Origin of the sequence: Sphingobacterium sp. HSC-15S19 (assembly GCF_050433745.1) — a bacterium.
In the GTDB taxonomy this organism is placed as follows: Bacteria; Bacteroidota; Bacteroidia; order Sphingobacteriales; family Sphingobacteriaceae; genus Sphingobacterium; species Sphingobacterium siyangense.
On sequence record NZ_JBNPWQ010000001.1, the window covers coordinates 242,508 to 263,746 of the forward strand.

Annotated in this window: 19 protein-coding genes and 1 tRNA gene; 13 read left to right on the top strand and 7 right to left on the bottom strand. The window is 39.3% G+C overall.

Annotated features, from left to right (window positions below; all coding sequences use genetic code 11):
• Positions 1 to 442: 442 nt before the first annotated feature.
• Both L1283_RS01100 and L1283_RS01105 read left to right on the top strand, forming a co-directional pair.
• On the top strand, positions 443 to 3,610 hold the full coding sequence (locus L1283_RS01100) for a SusC/RagA family TonB-linked outer membrane protein (protein ID WP_341831564.1): 3,168 nt from the start codon (positions 443 to 445) through the stop codon (positions 3,608 to 3,610).
• 23 nt (positions 3,611 to 3,633) lie between these two features.
• A complete protein-coding gene (locus L1283_RS01105) occupies positions 3,634 to 5,121 on the top strand; it encodes a SusD/RagB family nutrient-binding outer membrane lipoprotein (RefSeq protein WP_424545428.1) in 1,488 nt (495 codons plus the stop codon).
• A gap of 91 nt (positions 5,122 to 5,212) precedes the next feature.
• Here L1283_RS01105 and L1283_RS01110 read toward each other — a convergent pair whose 3' ends face one another.
• The gene (locus L1283_RS01110; protein WP_145330449.1) at positions 5,213 to 6,223 is read right to left on the bottom strand and encodes a CobW family GTP-binding protein; all 1,011 of its coding nucleotides are present in this window, start codon (positions 6,221 to 6,223) and stop codon (positions 5,213 to 5,215) included.
• Positions 6,224 to 6,289: 66 nt separating this feature from the next.
• On the bottom strand, positions 6,290 to 6,961 hold the full coding sequence (folE, locus tag L1283_RS01115) for a GTP cyclohydrolase I FolE (protein ID WP_286710370.1): 672 nt from the start codon (positions 6,959 to 6,961) through the stop codon (positions 6,290 to 6,292).
• A gap of 169 nt (positions 6,962 to 7,130) precedes the next feature.
• Between folE and L1283_RS01120 the strand changes: the two genes are divergently transcribed.
• Positions 7,131 to 7,622: a hypothetical protein gene (locus L1283_RS01120; protein WP_088162517.1), complete on the top strand. Its 492-nt coding sequence runs from the start codon at positions 7,131 to 7,133 to the stop codon at positions 7,620 to 7,622.
• 13 nt (positions 7,623 to 7,635) lie between these two features.
• Here the strand turns inward: L1283_RS01120 and L1283_RS01125 are convergent, their stop codons facing one another.
• A complete protein-coding gene (locus L1283_RS01125; RefSeq protein WP_158638962.1) occupies positions 7,636 to 8,085 on the bottom strand; it encodes a helix-turn-helix domain-containing protein in 450 nt (149 codons plus the stop codon).
• Between the two features lie 76 nt (positions 8,086 to 8,161).
• On the opposite strand from L1283_RS01125, the gene L1283_RS01130 reads away from it, so the two are divergent.
• The 8 genes from L1283_RS01130 to L1283_RS01165 all read left to right on the top strand — a co-directional run bounded on the left by L1283_RS01130 (position 8,162) and on the right by L1283_RS01165 (position 15,901).
• Positions 8,162 to 8,854: a CPBP family intramembrane glutamic endopeptidase gene (locus L1283_RS01130; RefSeq protein WP_088162516.1), complete on the top strand. Its 693-nt coding sequence runs from the start codon at positions 8,162 to 8,164 to the stop codon at positions 8,852 to 8,854.
• Between the two features lie 193 nt (positions 8,855 to 9,047).
• The gene (locus tag L1283_RS01135) at positions 9,048 to 9,668 is read left to right on the top strand and encodes a TetR/AcrR family transcriptional regulator (RefSeq protein ID WP_145330455.1); all 621 of its coding nucleotides are present in this window, start codon (positions 9,048 to 9,050) and stop codon (positions 9,666 to 9,668) included.
• 63 nt (positions 9,669 to 9,731) lie between these two features.
• A complete protein-coding gene (locus L1283_RS01140) occupies positions 9,732 to 11,030 on the top strand; it encodes a TolC family protein (RefSeq protein WP_208734366.1) in 1,299 nt (432 codons plus the stop codon).
• 16 nt (positions 11,031 to 11,046) lie between these two features.
• Positions 11,047 to 11,982: an HlyD family secretion protein gene (locus L1283_RS01145; protein ID WP_145330458.1), complete on the top strand. Its 936-nt coding sequence runs from the start codon at positions 11,047 to 11,049 to the stop codon at positions 11,980 to 11,982.
• A gap of 6 nt (positions 11,983 to 11,988) precedes the next feature.
• Positions 11,989 to 12,939, top strand: a complete 951-nt coding sequence (locus L1283_RS01150; protein ID WP_341831568.1) for an ABC transporter ATP-binding protein — start codon at positions 11,989 to 11,991, stop codon at positions 12,937 to 12,939.
• Positions 12,929 to 13,672: an ABC transporter ATP-binding protein gene (locus L1283_RS01155; protein WP_088163713.1), complete on the top strand. Its 744-nt coding sequence runs from the start codon at positions 12,929 to 12,931 to the stop codon at positions 13,670 to 13,672. Before L1283_RS01150 ends, L1283_RS01155 begins: the two co-directional genes overlap by 11 nt.
• Position 13,673: 1 nt before the next feature.
• Positions 13,674 to 14,777, top strand: coding sequence for an ABC transporter permease (locus L1283_RS01160; RefSeq protein ID WP_088162512.1), 1,104 nt, complete (start codon positions 13,674 to 13,676; stop codon positions 14,775 to 14,777).
• Entirely contained in the window at positions 14,777 to 15,901 is a 1,125-nt protein-coding gene (locus L1283_RS01165; protein WP_088162511.1) for an ABC transporter permease, read from the top strand. Before L1283_RS01160 ends, L1283_RS01165 begins: the two co-directional genes overlap by 1 nt.
• A gap of 96 nt (positions 15,902 to 15,997) precedes the next feature.
• Here L1283_RS01165 and L1283_RS01170 read toward each other — a convergent pair whose 3' ends face one another.
• A complete protein-coding gene (locus tag L1283_RS01170) occupies positions 15,998 to 17,290 on the bottom strand; it encodes a TIGR00341 family protein (protein ID WP_145330462.1) in 1,293 nt (430 codons plus the stop codon).
• Between the two features lie 257 nt (positions 17,291 to 17,547).
• Between L1283_RS01170 and L1283_RS01175 the strand changes: the two genes are divergently transcribed.
• Both L1283_RS01175 and L1283_RS01180 read left to right on the top strand, forming a co-directional pair.
• Positions 17,548 to 18,516: an ROK family protein gene (locus L1283_RS01175; protein ID WP_145330464.1), complete on the top strand. Its 969-nt coding sequence runs from the start codon at positions 17,548 to 17,550 to the stop codon at positions 18,514 to 18,516.
• Between the two features lie 249 nt (positions 18,517 to 18,765).
• Entirely contained in the window at positions 18,766 to 19,149 is a 384-nt protein-coding gene (locus L1283_RS01180; RefSeq protein ID WP_145330466.1) for a hypothetical protein, read from the top strand.
• A gap of 65 nt (positions 19,150 to 19,214) precedes the next feature.
• Here the strand turns inward: L1283_RS01180 and L1283_RS01185 are convergent.
• From L1283_RS01185 to L1283_RS01195, 3 genes are all read right to left on the bottom strand, one after another.
• Positions 19,215 to 19,296: transfer RNA gene (locus L1283_RS01185), tRNA-Leu, on the bottom strand.
• Between the two features lie 194 nt (positions 19,297 to 19,490).
• Positions 19,491 to 20,549 carry a hypothetical protein gene (locus tag L1283_RS01190; protein WP_145330468.1) on the bottom strand — a complete coding sequence of 353 codons (1,059 nt, stop codon included), beginning with the start codon at positions 20,547 to 20,549 and terminating at the stop codon, positions 19,491 to 19,493.
• Positions 20,550 to 20,722: 173 nt separating this feature from the next.
• Positions 20,723 to 21,166, bottom strand: coding sequence for a hypothetical protein (locus L1283_RS01195; protein ID WP_429625641.1), 444 nt, complete (start codon positions 21,164 to 21,166; stop codon positions 20,723 to 20,725).
• Between the last annotated feature and the right edge of the window lie 73 nt (positions 21,167 to 21,239).

The following is a 21,239-nucleotide window of genomic DNA, read 5'->3' on the forward strand; positions in this document are numbered from 1 at the left end:
GTATGATTTTCAATAATTCAATCTGGGAGTACGCACAAATTACGGATAAAATAGGTTATGTTATTTGCTCCGTGTAATTCGATTTGTAGCAGCCATGTCAATAATTAGCTGTGATTTTTTTAAAGCTAAAAAAATCATTTACACAAATGACGGAAAATTCTAATTCAGCAACAAGTAAATTTGATCATTATCTGTCATTTTATTAAACTAATCGGGTAAATTAACATGTTATTCGTTTGTTAACGAATAACATGGATATACTTTTTAAAGTACATCCTTTGATGTGTTGGTGAACGCTCCGCTATCTGACTTAGCTAAGCTATTTTAGGACAAAAAGAAATACTAAACTTAATATGGAAATACTAAACTTAATATGAATTTAGTTTAGTATTAATAAACGATGTTTAATATTGCTTACATTTTCATCTATAAGTAAGCGATTATGTTCAAACTATCCTATTCAATTTCACCTAAAGTTACTGGCCTAACATTGTCATTGGCCATGCTGGCTGCACAGGGGTTTAGCCAGACCCGATCGTTCCAGGGGAGACTGGTCGATTCATTGAGTCAAGGCGCTATTCATGGCGCAACAATTCGTAATTCTCATTTAGCTAAGCTTGTTTCATCGGATCATTCCGGTAAGTTTGTGATCGATGCACATATCGGTGATACGCTAAGAATTGGCTACATGGGGTATCTTCCCAAGGTTTTCATTGTTGGTAATCAACCTTCATCCGTTATTTCGCTTATACCGAACCAACAATCCCTCAATGAGGTGGTTGTAACTGCGCTTGGTATCAAAAAAGAAAAGCAGGCTATTGGCTATTCAGTGCAGGAAGTAAAAGGTAAAGACATGGTTAAAGCTCGGGAACCAAATGCTATTTCTGGTTTAGCTGGACGCGTGTCTGGCTTAACAATTACACCGAGTACAAACTTATTTGGAGACCCGGGTATCACGTTACGTGGTCGGAGCAATATTCTTATTGTGGTCGATGGCATGCCGATTAATACCGATTCATGGAATCTTAGTCCGGATGATATCGAATCCTATTCTGTCTTAAAAGGGGCAAATGCTGCGGCATTATATGGGAACAGAGGTCAAAATGGAGCGATTGTGATAACGACAAAACGAGCAAAATCACAGGATAAAGGTTTCCAGGTTGAATTTAACTCAAGTACACAATTGCAGACGGGGTATAATGCGATACCAAAAATTCAAACCGAATATGGCCCGGGTTCAAATTATCAATATGCTTTTAAAGATGGTCGTGGGGGTGGAATCAATGACAACGATTACAATATTTGGGGACCCCGATTTGAAGGACAGCTTATTCCGCAATATAACAGTCCGATAGATCCCAAAACAGGACAGCTTATTCCCTTACCTTGGGAGGCCAGAGGAAAAGATAATTTGAAGAAATTTCTTCAGAATGGTCTTTTGAGTACAAACAATATTGCTATATCGACCAAAAATGATCATGGTGATCTACGCTTATCTGCGTCTCAGATGTTTCAACGGGGAACTACGCCTAACACTAAATTGGGAAGCACCAATATAAATCTTACCGGAGGCATTAACGCTGGTAGTAAGCTCCGTTTCGATGCGAGCATAAATTACAATAAGCAGTATTCACCAAATTATCCAAATATTGCTTATGGACCAAATAGTCCTATATACATTCTTACATTGTGGGGAGCGGCAGATTATGATATTGATGATCTTCGCAACTATTGGCAGCCTGGGAAAGAAAATGTACAGCAGTACAATCGTGAATACACCATTTATGACAATCCTTGGATGACGGCTTATGAAAATTTGAGGACTTATGATAAGGATGATATCTACGGTTACGTGTCGGCTAATTACAAGCTTAATGATAAATTGTCATTAAATGCACGTACAAGTGCTAGTACCTGGAATAGGAATAGAACGATTAAAATTCCAATTTCTGCCAACTTATATAATTATAATATCGGTGGAAGCCGTGTTGGAGGTTATCAGGAAACCTATGATACTTTTTGGGAAAATAATACAGAGGTCTCCTTAAAATACCAAAATCGTATCGCCGAGGACATAGGCTTCTCAGGCTCAGTTTTTGGTAATTTAAGAACCGTCAGTGTCAAATCGCTGTTTGCACGTACAGATCGTGGATTGACTGTGCCCGGTGTTTATGACTTAAGCAATTCGATCATGCCCACGGTGTCTACTAACGATCGCGCCCTGCGCCAGGTCGGAAGTGTTTATGGATTCATGGATATAGACTATAAAAGCATGTTATTCTTAAATCTAACGGGGCGATTTGATAAATCTTCGACGATGCCGGTAAAGAATAACACCTACTTCTACCCATCGGCTTCACTAAGCGCTGTGATTTCACAGATGGTCACTTTGCCTAAGGTTATTTCCGCATTAAAAATCCGTGGAGCATACGCTAACGTTGCGAGTGATTTCGTCAATGAATCGGCCCAGTACGATATTTATAAACTTTTGCCGGCATACAGTAATTATGGTCGTTGGGCCAATTCAATGACCGGCGTAACATATACTGATGTATTACCTAACCCGGATCTCGTGGCAGAGCGTGTGAAGACGGCGGAAATAGGTTTGGAAACTCGTTTATTTAACAACCGTCTGGGTTTCGATTTTGCTTTTTTTAGAAACCTGGAAGGTCCCAGGATTATCGAATTGGCTACGTCGGTTACTTCGGGTGTAAGAGCCAGACAAACCAATGGGTTGACTTTATTGCGTAAAGGTATCGAGCTGAGTATCGATGGGACTTTGATTCAACAGAAAGATTTTAGCTGGAATGTAATGGTCAATGCATCAACAAATCATGCCTGGCTACATGACATCGATGGGCATCAAACGCGTTCTGGGAATGTTCGTGTTGGTGAGCGATGGGACGGATATTACGTGAATGATTTTCAGCGTGATGAAAAAGGAATGCCAATTGTGGGTACAAACGGTTTACCAGCTTACAATCCTTATGTGAGCAGAATAGGTTATAGCGATAATAAATTTACGGCCAGTATCAGCAATAGTTTCCGATACCGTGATTTCAGTTTTAGTTTTCTTGTCGATGGCCGCTTTGGTGGTTTAATAAAAAATGTGCAGGATGCCAAACAAGGGGGATCAGGAACACATCCCGAATCAGCAAATGAATATCGTCTAAAGGACTGGGAAAATAGGGATGTCAAAGATTATAAAGGAACTGTCATGACCAATGGTTTAAAAATAGTCAAGGGGCAGCTCAATACAGATCAGGATGGTAAGATAATCTCCGATACAAGAGAATTTGCCCCAAATGATATTTCTGTGTTGTGGCAAAATTGGGCCACTAATTACTATCGGTCGGGACCAATTACAGCCAAAAGCCGAACCTTTGTCAAATTGCGGGAGATCGTTTTCAGTTATAATGTACCTGCCAACTTGCTGAAAAATTCCAGATTCTTCCGCAGTGCAAGTGTTTCAGTGGTCGGTAGGAATTTGCTGTATTTCACTGGAAAAGGTACCCAAAATATGGATTTGGACCAATTCACCAGTGCTAGCTCAGACTACCAGACACCATCAGTAAAGAGCTTTGGTCTAAATCTTAACGCAACCTTCTAAAAACTTAGTCAAAATTTTTAAAAATGAAGTACTTTAAATCCACTCTCATTCTTCTCCTGTTCGGGTGCTCTTTCAGTTCCTGTAAAAAGATAACGGATCTACAAAAAGACCCTGCGGCAGTATATAATCCTGCTCCAAAACTTTTGTTTACAGGAATACTCATGCGTTCCTATGATGCGCCATGGAGTGAAGATCATCGACATAATCAGTACATGACACAAAATGAGGCCTATTATGCGGGGCAGCCTTATGGATGGACTACAGGATCTTTCGAAACGCCCTATGGTATATTGCGTGATGTGTACCGTATGGAAATCGAAGCTGCAAAAACTCCTGAATTGAGTGCTGCTTATATGACCATGGCCAAATTTTTCAAGGCTTATTTCTTTGCCCGAACGACGGAAATGTTTGGTGATATTCCATTGACAGAGGCTCTGCAAGGTGAATCAGCGGGCAATTTTGCGCCCAAATACAATACCCAGTTGGAGGTATACCAGCAGGTGCTTAGCTGGCTTGAGGAGGCGAATAATGAACTGGCAAATCTAAAAGAAAAAGGCAATACATTAGATGGCGATTTCTTTTACAATGGCAAGCCTGAGCAGTGGCAGAAACTGGTCAACTCATTTAAGCTACGTGTTTTAATTAGCCTCAGCAAACGTGCCGATGATAGTCCCGCATTGCGGGTGAAGGAACGCTTTGCTGAAGTTTTGGCGAATCCAACCAAATACCCACTGATTCTTGAAAATCGGGATAATTTTCAACTCCTTTACAATAATATTAACACCTATCCGCTGTGGCCAACAGACGGTGTGATTATAAAAAAGGATGTGCGCAACACATTGGGAGCAACCTACCTGAATATTTTAAAGACTTTACAGGACCCAAGATTGTTGATTCAGGCACTGCCGGCTTCGGCGATGCCTTCTGATCCTACGCGCCCCTTCGACGCATACAATGGCGGGAAAACAGGCGACCTACAGAGTACCTTGCTAAAACAAGCTGCGGATGGACAGCTATCTATGATCAATTTCGATTATTGGCTCGCTTCGCCGTCTGGGGTTCCGTCTATTCAACTTGGTGCCTCCGAAGTCCAATTTGCCCTGGCAGAAGGTATCAATCGCGGTTGGGCTAGCGGAGATGCTGCGGTAAGATTTCAGTCAGGGATAAGTCAGTCGATGCTGTTCTACGGAATTTCTCAAGACAAGATCAATTTGTTCTTACAGGCAAATCCTTACAAAGGGAACAATATGGAAGGGTTAAAGCAGATCCTAACACAAAAGTATGTGGCATTTTTTGAAAACTCAGGAAAACAGGCATTTTTTGAGCAGCGCCGGACAGGAGTGCCAGTTTTTGATATAGGACCTTCGAATGCCAATAATAACCAGATACCGAAACGGTGGGCATACCCTAAGACCGAATACAGTACCAACGAAACTTACTTGAAAGAAGCTTTGCAACGTCAGTTTAATGGATCAGATACCCAAAATGACATTATTTGGCTTATTAAATAAAATACAAAGTAAGCGTAATTAGTTATGGAAAGACCTCTTGGATTTGTGTCCGAGAGGTCTTTTTACGTAGACAATTGTTTCTATAAATCGTTTATTGCTTCTCTTTGATGGTCAACATACGTATCAGGAGATCTTGTATGGAGAGACTATCAAGCTCTTTTCCAATAAATACCAGTGTATTCATTTTTCTTTCATCCTTTTTCCAATGGTTACCATAGTCCATATCGACACGTGAACCGACGGTCTGTATAATGATTTTTTTGTTTTCATCTTTTTTATAACCAATTCCCTTCATTCGGTAAATTTTGTTTGGATATTTGCCGACGAGTTTGCTCAAACCGAGAAATAGGTTTACGAAATTAAATTCTTCAGCAAAAGTATAGACGCGCGTTGCAATATCGCTCAGATGTTGTTTTGCCAGACTTGATTTGCCAAGTATCAGTGAACTGCTTAGATTAACGTTCTTCAGAAAAGAAAAGGCTTCTATTTTTTTTGTGTACTTTATTTCCTCAATTATTTCGAAAGGAAACCCCTCCGTTACTGTTGACTGGAGAGTTTTCGCTAATGGGTTTACATGTGCTAAGTAGTTGCTTAAATAGCTCAAATATGCTGAATGTACCGCTTCGGTTTTGTTGATGACAATGACGTCGGCAGCTGTGATTTGCCGTAACACTTCATCCCTTTCCTTGATCTGATCTTCAATAAGTGCAGCATCAACCAAGCAAATAATCTTTTTTAATGGGAAGTAGCTCTTAAACACTGGATGCCTTGTAAAAGGTTCTGTTATAGCATCGGGTATGGCAAGACCTGTACATTCAATAACGAGTTCATCAAAGCTGTCTTGTTTTTGATAGAGCGATTCGAGTGCGGTGTAAAGTTCATCGTTCAGCGTACAACAGATGCACCCCTCTTGGAGCGCTACCAATTGTCCATAGTTTTCATTGAGCAAGGAACTATCTATATTTAGTTGTCCTATCTCATTTTCAATGATAGCAAAACGTTTTTTCGGATAGGATTTCATTAAGGCATTTAGAAAAGTCGTTTTTCCTGCACCTAAAAAGCCAGTTAAAATGGTTACTGGGCGAGCATGGGCTGTATTCATTTGCGATGATTATACATTTAATCTGCTTCTGGTATCATCCCAACGAAAGTCGGGGAAAGGCAGATCTTATTTCAATAAATTGAAAAATTCGTTTCGTTTACTTTCTGATAAGAATATACCGCTGTATTCCAGCGTTGTTGTACAGCTGCTGGTGTCTTTGACACCCCGGGCGGAGACACAGAGATGATCGGCATCAATCATAACAATGATATCATCTGTTGCTAAGGTGGATCTGAGCTCATTGTAAATCTGTAAAGTAAGGCGTTCCTGCACCTGTGGTCGATGCGCATAGTAGTCTACAATACGGTTTATTTTTGACAGTCCTATTACGCGGTCTTTGGGGATATAGCCTATATGTGCCCGCCCTACGATTGGTAAAAAATGATGTTCACAGGCTGAATTTACCCGTATGTCTTTTTCCATCAATAGCTTATTGTAGCCATAGCGATTTTCGAAGGTGGACAGCTTGGGCTTGTTAACCGGGTTAAGGCCATAGAACAATTCGTTGATATACATTTTTGCTACACGATGGGGCGTTCCGCTCAGACTGTCATCTTGGAGGTCGAGGCCAAGTTCATACATGATGTCCTTAAAAAGTTGAGATATCTTGCTGATTTTTTCTTCGTCTGTTCGATCAAATGCATCGGGTCGCAGGGGAGTATCCATTGAAGTCATCATGTGTTGGTCTCCTAAATCTTCCGGATTGGATGCTGTATCTTTTTTTAATAATGTGTTCATAAATTAATTTTTATCAAATCGTACTGATTATACCTCTTGTCTATTGTCAAATGGAGTTGCCATTTCATAGCGCTATTCGCGTTATAAATATAGTTAAAAAACATCAAATGCAATATAGTTGCTTTTACTGTTTTTTAACTATATTTGATAGGTAAATCTTTAATGCGTTATGTTTAAGCAATTTATTCTAGTTTTTTTGTTTGTTGTTGCAGGAAGTAAAACTAATCCAGTTTTTTCTCAAGGGGTAACGGAATCACAACATTTGATAGAGCATAAGCCTTTGATGAATGAGGTTTGGAAAACCTTTGACACCATGCTCTATAAAGTTAACAAGGTTAATGGCAAGACGGTTTACACCCCCTATTTTCCGAGTAAGCTGTCGAAACTGGATGGAACAAGTGTAGAGTTGCAAGGCTATATGGTACCGTTAAAGGCCGGCCTTCGCCATAATAGGTTCCTTTTGTCGGTTTTGCCAGTGCAGCAGTGTATGTTTTGTGGACAAAATGGTATTCCACCCATGGTGGAGGTTACGCTGAGCGACAACAATAAAGTGTGGTTAAAAGAGAATCCTGTTATTGTAAAAGGCTATGTCAAATTAAATGAGAAAGATCGGAGCAGGGTTGAAATCTTTATCAGAGATGCAGCTCTTTTAAAACAGTAGGGATTATCAAAAGCTAACGATTCCGCCAGGTCCACCAAAGAATGATTCCATAGATAAGAACAGCGACCGCAAGCAGTAAAAATAGTTCGAAACTTGTCTCCGGAAAACTAGTCGATTGTGAAAGAAAGGCGGATATTAATAAAATGCCGAGTATGCCTGAGGTTATGCTCACAATGAGTTTTTGAGCTTTGTTTAACGCGGGTTTTGTTTGTTGTGCTACTTTCTTCTCGAGGATCTCATGTACAGGTTCGGTTTCCTTCAATAGTGCAATATCGAGATCAAGCTGCACTGCCATTAAATTGAGGGTATAAGCCCTTGGTAGAACTTCAGCTTTTTCGATGCGCTGTACAGATCGAAGATTCAGTTTGACAAGATCAGCAAGTTGCTGTTGGGAATATCCTTTACTGATACGGGCATTTTTGATCAAAAGCGCTATTTTCTCTTTGCTGGATTTATTGGTCATTTTATGACATTTTGCGGCGTATTCAAATGTCGTGAAATTAAATGATTTAAGGCTATAGCTTTGTGTAAAAAAAATCATGATCGCTATTGCTCTGGAATTGGTCATCTCCCAGTTTTTGCTGGGTTATTTTTGCAAGCGGAACCTCCAGGTTCTGGGGTTTTCCTCAAAGGTCGGATCTTTCCTCTTTTGTCTGTTTGGTCCCATAATATATGTTACTGCTCTCTATTTGAGTATTGCTTATTTAGTCGGAAACCCGTATCAACTAAATCCGAATTATACGGTATCTGATTTTTTTGGTAGTTTTTATTATGTATCAAAAGCAGTGGTATTTGAGGAATTGATCTTTAGGGGAGCCGTATTATATATTCTTATGAGACGCTGTGGTCAGGGGAAAGCTGCATTGATCACGGCGCTGGCTTTTGGCATTTATCACTGGTTTTCGTACGGTATCGTGGGGCAGATTTTTAATATGCTGGAAGTTCTTGTATCGACCGGTATAGTGGGGTATTTATTTGCACGAATTTGTATTAAAACAGGTAAAATAGTGCATCCGATCGTTTTACATTTTGGTTATAATTTTGCAACGATGATTCTATTTTCGAAAGAAAAAAATATCGGACTGCAGCTCCTGATAAAAACGTATGCGGTAGACCCAGTCAAACCCGAGGGGATTTTGCCTTTGTTCGTCCTCGTTAGTTATTATATCGGTTTTCCGCTGTTGTGCTATATTTTTCTTAAACAACTAAAAGCTGCAAATAATTTGTCCTGACTGCCTGCTAGTACCTATCATTTGCTCGCTTTATTACTTGCATATTGCGGAACGGGTTTCTTTTTTTGTGATTTATTTACATTGATTATCATCTAAATGCGTTTATTGTTTTGTTTTAATCATTTGATTAAAACAGTTGTTTGTTTTTAATTCTTTTTTCTATATTTGCATAATACAAGGAAGTTTAATCGGGATGAAAGAGAAGAAAATAGATCTGTCGACGGAAACGAAAATTAAGGAAGCGGCGAGGGTTGTATTCTATAAAAAAGGTTTCTCAGCAACCAGGACAAGGGATATTGCCGAAGAAGCAGGGATCAATCTTGCTTTGCTCAATTATTATTTTCGGAGCAAAGAGAAGCTTTTTGAAATTATTATGTTTGAAACCTTTTCGGCTTTCGTACAGAGTATGGCTGTTATCCTTAATGATGAAACAACCAATCTTGAAAGTAAAGTTGAATTGATAGCCAATAGATATATCGATTTTATCATCAGAGAACCGGAGGTGCCTACTTTTTTGATTTCGGAAATCAGAAACAATCCTCAGGAACTCCTCGAAAAGTTGCCAATCAAACAATTGCTAAACAATTCTGTTTTTTTTAAACAGCATCATGAAGCCGTAACACAGGGCTTTATTATGGAGCCACATCCTTTACATTTTTTAATGAATTTATTGGGGTTGGTTGTGTTTCCTTTTATCACAAAGCCTTTGATTATGGGGGTACAAGATCTCGATATCGAACAGTTTAATGCACTTATGATTGAGCGTAAGAAGCTTATACCGATATGGATAGGAGCGATGATGACAGCAAAATAATTTTTTTGTCCCAAACTTAATCAAATGATTAAATCTAAAGATTAAAAAATAATGCCACAATATATGAACAACGCAGTTATGAAGTATTGTTATTTAACGCATGTTATTCTTTTATTGATCCTGTTGCATTTTGCAAATAGGGCAACTGCACAAGGAGAAGCGCTTACTTTGGAGCGTTGTTATACGCTTGCCAAAGCAAATTATCCAGCAATTAAAAAAATGGATCTGATAACCAAAACGGGTGAGTATACCATCCAAAATGCCAATAAAAGGTTTCTCCCCCAAATCAGCTTCTCAGGTCAGGCAACCTATCAATCCCAAACAGTAAGTTTTGCGGATGCTGTAGGTTCATTGCCGGGTATTTCCCTACCTTCTATCAGTAAAGATCAGTATAAAATACAGGGTGAAATTAGTCAGCTCATTTACGATGCTGGCAATACAAAAATGCAGAAGGATTTAATCGCTGCAAATACGGCATTGGAGGAGCAGACCTTAGTATCCAGTCTCTATGGGATTAATCAACGTATCAATAGTCTTTATTTTGCTATTTTATTAATCGATGCCCAATTGAAGCAGAACGAGTTAAACAAGGCTAACTTACAGACTCAGGTACAAAAAGCTGAGGCTGCTTTTGACAATGGGGTAGCATTTCGTAGTAATGTGGAAGAGCTGAAAGCTGAAGTATTGAATATAGAAATGCAGACCACAGAATATACATCTAATCGTACAGCATATTTAAATATGCTTTCGCTCTTTATAGGAAAGAAGTTGCCCGAATCCATGCTATTGAAATTGCCTACCGCTCAGTATACGCTTTCCGCGATTAACAGACCTGAATTAAAAGCTTTTGATTTACAAAAAAACATCGTTGACCAACAGGAGAAACAATTGAAGTCCGATTATCTTCCACAGGTAAGTGGTTTTTTTCAAGGGGCATACGGAAGGCCAACCCTCAATATCATTGAAAATAAATTTGGTCCCTGGTACGTTACAGGGCTGCGTTTTTCTTGGTCGCTAAGTAGCTTTTATTCGCTGTCCAACAAACGAAATATCCTTCAGCTCAATCGTCAGTCTATTGATGCCGATAAGGAAACATTTTTGCTGAATGCCAAAGTTGACCTGAGCCAACAGGATGAGCAGGTCAATAAATATACCATCTTGATTCGACAGGATGATGCTGCGATTGCCTTGCGGACATCGGTAACTCAATCTGCTGAGGCGCAGTTGAGCAATGGAGTGATCACGACCCACGAGTATATTCAAAAATTAAATGCAGAACACTTGGCCAAGCAGCTCAAAATATTGCATGAGATCCAATTGTTACAAGCGATCTATAATTTAAAATTTATAGCCGGGAATTAACTGTAAACATCAAAAAATGAAAAGATTAATTGTATTTATTACTGCGCTCTCTTTGCTTAGTGGTTGTAAGCAACATAATGAATATGACGCTTCCGGGAACTTTGAGGCTGATGAAGTGATTGTCTCTGCGCAGCAAAACGGAATATTGATGCAATATGCTGTTGAAGAAGGAAAGCAATTGAAACCTGGAGATACTGTCGGAAAAATAGATGTCCGTACTGCTGAATTGCAAAAAGAACAAGTGCAGGCAAGTATCGAAGCTTTAGCTCAAAAGATGGTGAATCCTAAGGATCAGGTTGAACTGGTGCGGCGCCAACTGGTCGTTCAGGAAGCGCAATTAAAACAACAGCTGTACGAAAGGACCCGGACGGAAAATCTGGTAAAATCAGATGCCGCAACACGTAAACAGCTCGATGACATCAATGCGGCAATCGATCAATTGCGGAAACAAATAGCCGTGACCAAGCAACAACTCACCCTCAATACATACAATACAAATACCCAAAATCGGAGTATCCTAAGCGAGAAAAATCCGTTAGAGAAATCTGCTGCACAGATTCAGGAACAGATCAATAAGGGACAGGTGATTAATCCTATTGGTGGGACAGTTTTGGTAAACTATGCACTACAGGGTGAATTGCAGGTCGTAGGTAAGCCTTTATATAAAATTGCCAACACGGCGAAGCTTTATTTGAGGGCTTATATTACCGGAATTCAGTTGCCACAGATAAAAGTCGGACAGGCGGTGACTGTGCGCATTGATGATGGCAAGGAGAATTATAAGGAATATCCCGCAACAATTACATGGATTTCAGATAAATCTGAGTTTTCACCAAAGACAATTCAGACTAAGGATGAGCGCGCTAATCTTGTTTATGCGATCAAAGTAAGTGTGAAAAATGATGGTTATTTAAAAATAGGGATGTATGGTGAGGTCCTTTGGTCAAAGTAAGTTATTATGATCGCTGTCAGTGTAAAAAATATGGTCAAAACCTACGGTAATGTTAGAGCCGTAGATGACGTTTCTTTTGAGGTAAAGAAAGGTGAGTTGTTTGGGCTTATAGGGCCTGATGGCGCCGGTAAAACATCAATTTTCCGAATACTAACCACTTTACTGCTTGCGGATAGTGGTACTGCTGCTGTAGAGGGATTCGATGTTGTCAAAGAATATCAACAGATACGCAATCGGGTAGGGTATATGCCAGGACGTTTTTCATTATACCAGGACCTGACGGTAAAGGAGAATCTTACTTTCTTTGCGACAGTTTTTGGTACAACCATTCAGGAAAATTATCCACTTATCAAAGATATTTATGATCAGATACAACCCTTCAACGATCGTAGAGCAGGGAAATTGTCTGGCGGAATGAAGCAAAAGCTGGCCTTATGCTGTGCGCTGATCCATAAGCCCGACGTGCTTTTTCTGGATGAACCGACAACAGGTGTCGATGTTGTATCCAGAAAGGAATTTTGGGAAATGTTGACCAAACTCAAGGAACAGCAGATCACGATCGTGGTATCCACACCCTATATGGATGAAGCTCGACTGTGTGATCGTATTGCATTAATGCAGGGCGGAAGGATTATGTCAATCGATGAACCGTCAGGTATTATAAAAAGTTTTCCAAAGCCACTATATGCGGTTAAAGCGGATAATATATATAAACTGCTCCAGGATCTCCGTTCGGATCAGGCGGTAGAAAGCTGTTATGCATTTGGCGAATATTTGCACCTTACCCCAAAATCAGAAGTGGATGGTAGGGAAGGCATTATTGCCCTGGCAAATAAGTATAACCCACAACATCTCGTGGTTGAAAAAATAACTGCAACGATCGAAGATAGTTTTATCCGCCTGATGCAGGATCAAAATGGTATGGACGAATTCAAACAAGTCACAGATGGAGAATAAGGCAATAGTCTGTAAGGATCTGACCAAGCAATTTGGAGATTTTAAGGCCGTAGATAAAATTACGTTCGATGTTGACCAAGGCGAAATTTTTGGTTTTCTTGGTGCCAATGGTGCGGGGAAGACCACGGCCATGCGTATTCTTTGTGGTTTGTCCTACCCGACATCGGGTGAAGCAACTGTCGCTGGCTTCAATGTGTATAAAGAACAGGAGCAGATCAAAAAGAATATCGGTTATATGAGTCAGAAGTTCTCGTTGTACGATAACCTCACTATTTTGGAAAATATTGAGTTTTATGGAGGTGTGTATGGTGTTTCAAGGGCAGACATAAAGTCGCGAAGCAGTGATTTGGTCCACACCTTAGGTTTAGAGAAAGAAGCAAAAAAACTCGTGGGGGAATTACCTTTGGGCTGGAAACAGAAGTTGGCATTTTCTGTAGCGATTTTCCATCGACCTAAAATTGTTTTTTTGGACGAGCCAACAGGAGGCGTTGATCCGATTACCCGACGGCAGTTTTGGGATATGATTTATGAGGCTGCTGCCAATAACATAACGGTGTTTGTGACAACACACTATATGGATGAAGCCGAATACTGCAACCGTATCAGTATTATGGTAGATGGGAAAGTCGAAGCAATGGACAGTCCCACAAATCTGAAACAGCGGTTCGAAACCCATTCCATGGACGACGTATTTTATCAACTGGCACGTGGAGCTAAAAGATCGGGAGATTGATATGAAACAGTTGTTCGCTTTTATTCGCAAGGAGTTTTATCATGTTTTTAGGGATCGTAGAACACTGCTTATCCTTTTTGGGTTTCCCGTCGTTCAGATTCTCCTTTTTGGCTATGCATTGAGTAGCGAAGTTAAAAATATTGGAATTGCGATTCAGGATAATGCACGTGATGTCAACTCCAGTGAAATCGTAAACCGTATTAAAACAAGTTCATATTTTCAGGTGAAAGACGAAATTGTAAATTATAAAGATGTAGAAAGCCGATTTAAAGATGGAAGCATCAAATGTGCAATAATCTTTCCTGCCAATTTCGGGGAGGATCTATATCGAAAGGATGGTGCTCAAATTCAGCTATTAGCTGATGCTTCCGACCCGAATACTGCCACAATAGTCACCAATTATCTGACGGCTATAATTAAGGCATACCAGCAGGACCTAAATCCCGGAACAGCGTTATCCTATCAGATAGTGCCCCAACTGCGACAATTGTATAATGAAGAGCAGAACGGTTCCCTTAATTTTATCCCTGGAGTGATCGCATTGATTTTTATGATCGTTAGCACGGCACTGACCTCCGTGGCAGTTGTGCGCGAAAAAGAGCTGGGGACTATGGAAATTCTATTGGTATCGCCTTTCAAACCCATTATGGTTCTCATCGCCAAAGCGATTCCATATCTCGTGCTTTCACTCGTCAATTTTATCATTATTCTTCTACTTTCGGTGTTTGTACTTGATGTTGAGATCAGGGGAAGTCTGGTGTTGATTTTCGCGGAGAGTATTTTATTTATTATCACCTGTCTTTCTTTAGGCTTGTTGATTTCTAATGTCACCGATTCCCAGCAAACGGCCATGTTAATAGCGATGATGGGCATGATGCTGCCGACCTTATTATTGACTGGCTTTATGTTTCCTTTGGAAAATATGCCCTGGATATTTCAGGTTATTTCGCATATCGTGCCATCCCGCTATTACTATGCAATTATTAAAGCTGTCATGCTCAAAGGAATGGGCTTTAGTTATGTTTGGAAAGAAACATTGATTCTCGCCGGGATGTCAGTTGTGTTGTTGTCAATTGCATTGAAAAGATTTAAAATCAGGTTGTAATGGAGGTATTAAGATTCATATTACAGAAAGAGTTTCGGCAGATATTCAGAGACAAAATTATCTTGGCCATGATGTTTGTCATGCCGACAGTTCAACTGATCATCATGCCATTTGCAGCCAATTTTGAAGTGCAGAATATCAATATTGCTTATGTTGACAACGACCACAGTTCTTATTCAAGAACCTTAATCAATAAAATTGCATCTTCAGGATACTTTAAAATCGTAAGTAGTCCACTATCTTATAAAGTTGGATTGGAAATGATCGAAAAGGGAGACGCTGATCTTGTATTGGAGATACCGACAGGTTTTGAGCGCAATCTGGTGCGGGAAGGTACGCAGCAAGTCAATATCGCAGTGGATGCCATCAATGGTACAAAATCGTCCTTGGGTGGAGCTTATTTAACCAGTGTAATTACTGATTTTAACGGCGGTTTGGATGTAAATATCAAAGCCGCTAAAACAGGTATTTCAGAGCAGGTCGCAACCGTCAAAATAGCGAATTCCAATTGGTATAATCCCAAGGCTGAATACAAATACTATATGGTGCCGGGTATTTTGGTTTTGTTGCTTACGATGATTGGCGGATTTATTACAGCGCTCAATATTGTCAAAGAGAAGGAAATCGGAACAATCGAGCAGATCAATGTGACGCCCATCAAAAAATGGCAGTTTATCCTAGGGAAACTAATTCCATTTTGGATTGTGGGCATGATTGTTTTTACCGTTGGTATGATTGTAATGTATATTGTTTATGGTATTTTTCCGCAGGGAAGTTTACTGCTTTTATATCTCTTTGCTGCAGTGTACCTCATTGCACTATTGGGGTTGGGATTGTTTATTTCTACCCTTGCAGACACACAATTGCAGGCCATGTTCATCGCATATTTCTTTATGATGGTTTTTATGCTGATGAGTGGCTTTTTTACCAGCACAGATAGTATGCCGGCTTGGGCAAGAGCGATTTCGCAATGCACACCAGTTACCCATTTTATCAGTGTTGTACGGCTAATTGTCTTAAAAGGGAGTGGATTTCAGGAAGTGAAGAAAGAGCTTGTTTATCTTATTGGATTTGCTTTTTTGTTGAATGGTTTAGCCATCTATAATTATAGAAAGACCGTGTGAAAACATGGCGTAGTCATTCGTTCTTTGCTAATTGAACATAGCTCTTACGCTTGTTTAAACCGTCAGATCGTCGGCATAGAACGAGCTGACTCAAGTCTATTTACGTATAATTTCCACACTATCTTTCGGAAAATGATTTTGTAGCCATTGTTGTAGCTTTTCCTGTTGTGTTTGAGGTAGCGGAGTTTTGGTAGAATAAATAAATGCGACAAGGTTGGCTAAGCTATCTTTTTTGCTGTAATGTTGTTGTATACCAATGCTATAGGAGCTTAGCTCGGGAAACAATACCAAGATATCCCGATCGAGTTGTGGATTAGCCAATTGGTATTTGGTAAGTTCATTATTGAGAGCTCTTATGGTAAGGTCTTTTTCACTTACAGCAGCGGTACGCTTATCGATTTCGCTAAGAATACTTGATTTTAGGTCTAAACTGTCCTGATGAATAACCAGCGCGGTATTGGTAATCCCAAATGCTTCCATGCTGTGTTGTAGAGACTCAACTTCTTTTTTGCTGAATTTTTTTGATAAGAAAGCCAGTTCTAATTTCTTTGGATTACCATTCATCTCCAGTTTTTCATAAATGACCGTATAACCTTTATTGCTCAATTCCTGTTGAACGAACTGATTTACTTTGTTTGTGTATTTTTTTTCTTGCAGGAGATTGTAGGCAAAATATACGCTCGGCAATACAAGTATAATTGTGATGATGGTAATACTTTGTGTAATTCTTTTTTCCCGTTGCTGATCGACATAATGTGTTTTGGGGTATCGTAAATATTTGACAATCACAAAGGTCGAAATGCAGATAAAAACACAGTTTATTATATACAGGAATAATGCGCCGGCGAAAAAGCTGAAATTGCCTATTGCGAGTCCATAGCCCGCGGTACAGAGCGGAGGCATCAGGGCTGTTGCAATTGCTACTCCAGGAATTGGATTGCCCTTATCCACTCTTGTAATAGCAATGACACCGACCAGACCACCGAAGATTGCAATCATGACATCGTAAATATTCGGTGATGTGCGTGCTAGTAACTCAGATTGTGCCTCTTTAAAGGGGCTTAAAAGAAAATAGATAAACGATACGACCAAGCTGATCAATGTGGCGATCAGTAGATTTTTTAGCGATTTTTTTAATAACGGAAAGTCAAAAGTCCCTAAGGCGAATCCAGCTCCTACTATTGGCCCCATTAACGGAGATATCAGCATTGCTCCTATAATGACGGCAGTAGAATTTACGTTCAATCCAACAGACGCCACTACAATCGCGCAGGCTAGAATCCAGGCATTAGCTCCGCGAAAAGAAATATTACTGACAACATTTTCCAGAACAGCTTCCTTTTTTTCTTCACCTTGGTGTAGATCAAAAAATCGTAATATTTTATTCATAAATTTATTGTTGTACTAAAAAATATAAATATAGGGCCTAAACTATTCTTAACGTGCTAAAACTATGCCGCCTTTGGTAATTTGTTGTGCCTAGGCGATAAAATAAAGTAGCGATGCCGGATGGATCCAACTTTGATCGGATTGCCCGTGATCATAAATAGCGTTCCCTACAGATATAAAATGGCAAGAAGATTTTGTCGACTGCTCATAAAATATTATCTTTTAGTAATTTTAGAACTAAGAAACAAGAAATAGAAATGTCGTTAATAGATTTATCAAGACGCGTAGCGTTGGGAATAGATATCGGAGGGACCAATACGAAATTTGGGGTGGTCAATCATCGCGGTGAAGTACTTGAAAAGGAAAGCATAAAAACAGATGATTATGAGACAGTAGAGGATTTTATCGATGCGTTGTATGAAAAAGCATCTCCTTTAATTGAAAATTTTGGAGGTAAAGATAGCTTTGATGGAATTGGTGTTGGTGCTCCGGATGCGAATTATTATACTGGAACCATAGACCATGCGCCCAATCTTCCTTGGAAGGGTGTCATTCGATTCAGTGACTTAATGACCGCTAAGTTTAACATTCCCTGTACCATAACCAACGATGCTAATGCTGCAGCCTATGGTGAAATGCTTTTTGGTGCAGCGCGGGGAATGAAAGATTTTATTATGATTACCCTAGGGACAGGTGTCGGCAGCGGTATCGTCGCCGGCGGAAAGCTTATCTATGGTCATGACGGATTTGCTGGAGAATTAGGCCATACCATTGTTAAACCTGGAGGAAGGAAGCATTGGAGCACAGGTTCTGAAGGAAGTTTAGAAGCCTATGCGTCAGCGACAGGAATAACGATCACGGCAAAGAAAATGAGAGCTGAGTTTCCTGAGTCGATGCTAAATCAGTATCCAGAAGATGCTATAAATTCGAAGACTGTTCATGAGTGTGCTTTGAAAGGGGATGCAATTGCCATCGAAGTATTTAGATATACGGGGCAGAAGCTGGGTGAGGCCTTGGCCAATTTTGTGATGTTTTCATCTCCTGAAGCAATTCTCCTATTTGGTGGGGTAATTAAAGCTGGTGATTTTATCTTAAAACCTGCGAAGCTGCATATGGAAAGAAATCTTTTTCCTTTGTTTAGGAATAAAGTGAAACTTGTCTTTAGTGAATTGGAAGAAGCTGATGCTGCTATTCTTGGCGCAAGTGCATTGGTTTGGGAAAAATAAAATATTAATTTGTTCTCAAGATACTAACACCATCTATTAGGGATACCGTTTGTATCTTGAGAACAGGTTTTTTAAGTTGTTAATTTATAAATTTATGAGGTCTTTCTGTTAGGGTAAATCCAATACGCTGCCCAGAATTGGCAAAGAAATAACCGACTATTTCATACCTAAGGAAAGCTGTTGTTATTTTTCGTGTATCTAAAGGCATAGTCTTTGCTGATGAATTCTTTTAAACTTAAAACTATTTGTATGAAAAAGACCGTTTTTCTTCTTTTGTTGCTATGCACAGCCTTATTCTCAAAAGCCGACCAACTACAGGCCCTAACACAAAAACAAGCGGAAACCGCAGTAGCATATCTTAAGAAAGAGCCCATTGTTATTTTATGGTGTAGCTGCTGCGACAATCAAGCACCGAAAAAGATTACTGTAAACGAAGTATTTTTCAAGCAATATCCTGACGGGAAATATTATTCTGTTATCGTAAAAGGTAGAGATGAAAGCGGAGTGGAAGTTGAAGAATATGTAGATTTAGCGTATGTATTTGTGAAAAAAGGGAAAAAAGCCAAAAGTCTAGGCAAGGTTTTAAAATTTGAATGTGATCCTTGTACAAAACCATTTGACTGGTCGGTTTAAATCGTGTAGCTAAGAACTAATTTCTAAAAAAAACTCCCGAACTTATGAGCTCGGGAGTTTTTTTGTGCGGAAGAAGGGACTCGAACCCCCACGCCTCGCGGCGCCAGATCCTAAGTCTGGTGCGGCTACCAATTACGCCACTTCCGCATTAGGATTTCTTATGATGTCGCAAATATATAAACCAAAGTGATATCTTGCAAGTCGATAAGCTAGATTCCTTCTTTTAAATACGGATCATCCTGTTTATGAATGGAATATTTTTAATTAGGATACTTGTCTCTTTGATCACATGATCTACAGGCAGCTTGTTTACCCGATTTTTTGATGAAATGCTTGCTGTCCTAATCAAGTTTTGTTAGGGCCTTTGAATTGCGTAACAAAAATACATATTGAAAAAAGTCAGTTGTATGAGTCGTCTCAGCGGGTATGATATTTTCGCCAAAAAGCCGTGATTTTACAGTTATTAAATTTTGAGAAGTAGCATAGGGTGAATGTGCTGCATTGAGTTTAAACAATGATATACTATTTGGTCGACTTAATTCTTTTAGATCCTGAATGCCTTTCACGAGCATAAGTGGGCCATCTGCATTTACCCAATCTACTTTTTCATCTTCAGGGGTTGGAAATTGAGGATTCTTTGGAAGATACATTTCACTAGCAATGGTATAACTAACAAAGCTAGATACTTTATATCCTTTATTTTTCAAGCGTGTAGCAAAAGGATCATTGGTTGCATCCTTTCCTTTTTGTAAAACATGAAAAAAACCAAATAGTCCATATAGTTTTTGACCATCAATGTGGTGATTTTTAATATAATTTTCCAAATTTAACAGCATAGCTGAATCCCTGGATACGTCAGATTTATCCGCTGTAAAGCTTTTGTCTATGCCAATAACAGTGATTTTTGCCGAATCGGCAAGGTTGCGGTTATAATCATAAATTTCACCCCATTTTTGATATAGCTCTAAACTAGACTGTTGCGGAATACGTTTACGAATGGAGCTGACCACATCTTTCAGTAAGGTGTTATCTTTTAGGGGTTTGGATAAAAAGCTATTTAGTTTATTTGCATTTGTACTATCCATCTCAGCAATGTAATATTTAACACCGAGCTTTTTGTTCAAATAGAATAACAGCTCTTTGTCCAACTTTTGATTGTCTGCGTAGCCATGAATTTCCCCAAGTAAAAAAATATCCGAATTATAGAAGCTATTATCGAATAGAGAATCTACAATACGATCCTTAATCTCCGTTTTATGGAGCTTGAGATACGCTATATTTTCCGCATTGGTATTTCCTATAAATATCCGATTGGAAATGAAAAAATAGAGGAATAATAGCCCAATAATGGCCAGTATAGAAAAAAATGTGATCTTAATAAATTTAAAAAAAATTTTCATAAATGAGGTTTTGGCAAAGGTATTATTTTTCAAGGAATGAACCAATAAGTATCCAAGCATATAATTAAAATATATGTATTGGTATTTTAAAAAATTGAGTCATTCTTCAATAGAATTGGGTCATTCTTCAATGACAATTGCCATAGGACGATTGCTAGCGAACCGCTGCGGGCTTATTTTACAGTTTTTTGTACGATAACAGAGATTTTGTAGTTACCCCGTAGCGTTTGTGTCCATTGTTCCTTGTTCGGATAAGGAGCGATATCTTGTAATGAAATGGTATATCCGTTGGTATTGGCAGTTCTTTGATAGCCTCTATCCTGTAAATCTATTGTAGCGAGCTTTATGATCGTGGGTTTGGTTGCTTTTTCTGCGATCTCAATTTCTGCTACTGCAACTCCAGACCAAATACAGTTGACGCCTTCAGGGCAACGGCTATCTTCTGAAATACCTTTAAATTTGATCTTGATCGGATATGCTCGCAATGATTTTCTTTGTCCCTCAGCTAAGGATACACTTTCTGTCTCTTTTTTATTTGCAATACTTTCCTTTTTCGTTGCACAACTTGCTAGTGAGCAAATTCCTAGTCCAATAATAATCGTTATATAATTCCTCATCTTTGCCGAAATAAAACTAGTGTATATGTTATCCGGTTATTACTACCAAAATTAAGCCATATTTAAGAGGTCA

Coding starts and splice junctions, on each gene's coding strand:
- L1283_RS01100 (WP_341831564.1), top strand. CDS start 443: ATGTTCAAACTATCCTATTCAATTTCACCTAAAGTTACTGGCCTAACA.
- L1283_RS01105 (WP_424545428.1), top strand. CDS start 3,634: ATGAAGTACTTTAAATCCACTCTCATTCTTCTCCTGTTCGGGTGCTCT.
- L1283_RS01110 (WP_145330449.1), bottom strand. CDS start 6,223: ATGAATACAGCCCATGCTCGCCCAGTAACCATTTTAACTGGCTTTTTA.
- folE (WP_286710370.1), bottom strand. CDS start 6,961: ATGAACACATTATTAAAAAAAGATACAGCATCCAATCCGGAAGATTTA.
- L1283_RS01120 (WP_088162517.1), top strand. CDS start 7,131: ATGTTTAAGCAATTTATTCTAGTTTTTTTGTTTGTTGTTGCAGGAAGT.
- L1283_RS01125 (WP_158638962.1), bottom strand. CDS start 8,085: ATGACCAATAAATCCAGCAAAGAGAAAATAGCGCTTTTGATCAAAAAT.
- L1283_RS01130 (WP_088162516.1), top strand. CDS start 8,162: ATGATCGCTATTGCTCTGGAATTGGTCATCTCCCAGTTTTTGCTGGGT.
- L1283_RS01135 (WP_145330455.1), top strand. CDS start 9,048: ATGAAAGAGAAGAAAATAGATCTGTCGACGGAAACGAAAATTAAGGAA.
- L1283_RS01140 (WP_208734366.1), top strand. CDS start 9,732: ATGAACAACGCAGTTATGAAGTATTGTTATTTAACGCATGTTATTCTT.
- L1283_RS01145 (WP_145330458.1), top strand. CDS start 11,047: ATGAAAAGATTAATTGTATTTATTACTGCGCTCTCTTTGCTTAGTGGT.
- L1283_RS01150 (WP_341831568.1), top strand. CDS start 11,989: ATGATCGCTGTCAGTGTAAAAAATATGGTCAAAACCTACGGTAATGTT.
- L1283_RS01155 (WP_088163713.1), top strand. CDS start 12,929: ATGGAGAATAAGGCAATAGTCTGTAAGGATCTGACCAAGCAATTTGGA.
- L1283_RS01160 (WP_088162512.1), top strand. CDS start 13,674: ATGAAACAGTTGTTCGCTTTTATTCGCAAGGAGTTTTATCATGTTTTT.
- L1283_RS01165 (WP_088162511.1), top strand. CDS start 14,777: ATGGAGGTATTAAGATTCATATTACAGAAAGAGTTTCGGCAGATATTC.
- L1283_RS01170 (WP_145330462.1), bottom strand. CDS start 17,290: ATGAATAAAATATTACGATTTTTTGATCTACACCAAGGTGAAGAAAAA.
- L1283_RS01175 (WP_145330464.1), top strand. CDS start 17,548: ATGTCGTTAATAGATTTATCAAGACGCGTAGCGTTGGGAATAGATATC.
- L1283_RS01180 (WP_145330466.1), top strand. CDS start 18,766: ATGAAAAAGACCGTTTTTCTTCTTTTGTTGCTATGCACAGCCTTATTC.
- L1283_RS01190 (WP_145330468.1), bottom strand. CDS start 20,549: ATGAAAATTTTTTTTAAATTTATTAAGATCACATTTTTTTCTATACTG.
- L1283_RS01195 (WP_429625641.1), bottom strand. CDS start 21,166: ATGAGGAATTATATAACGATTATTATTGGACTAGGAATTTGCTCACTA.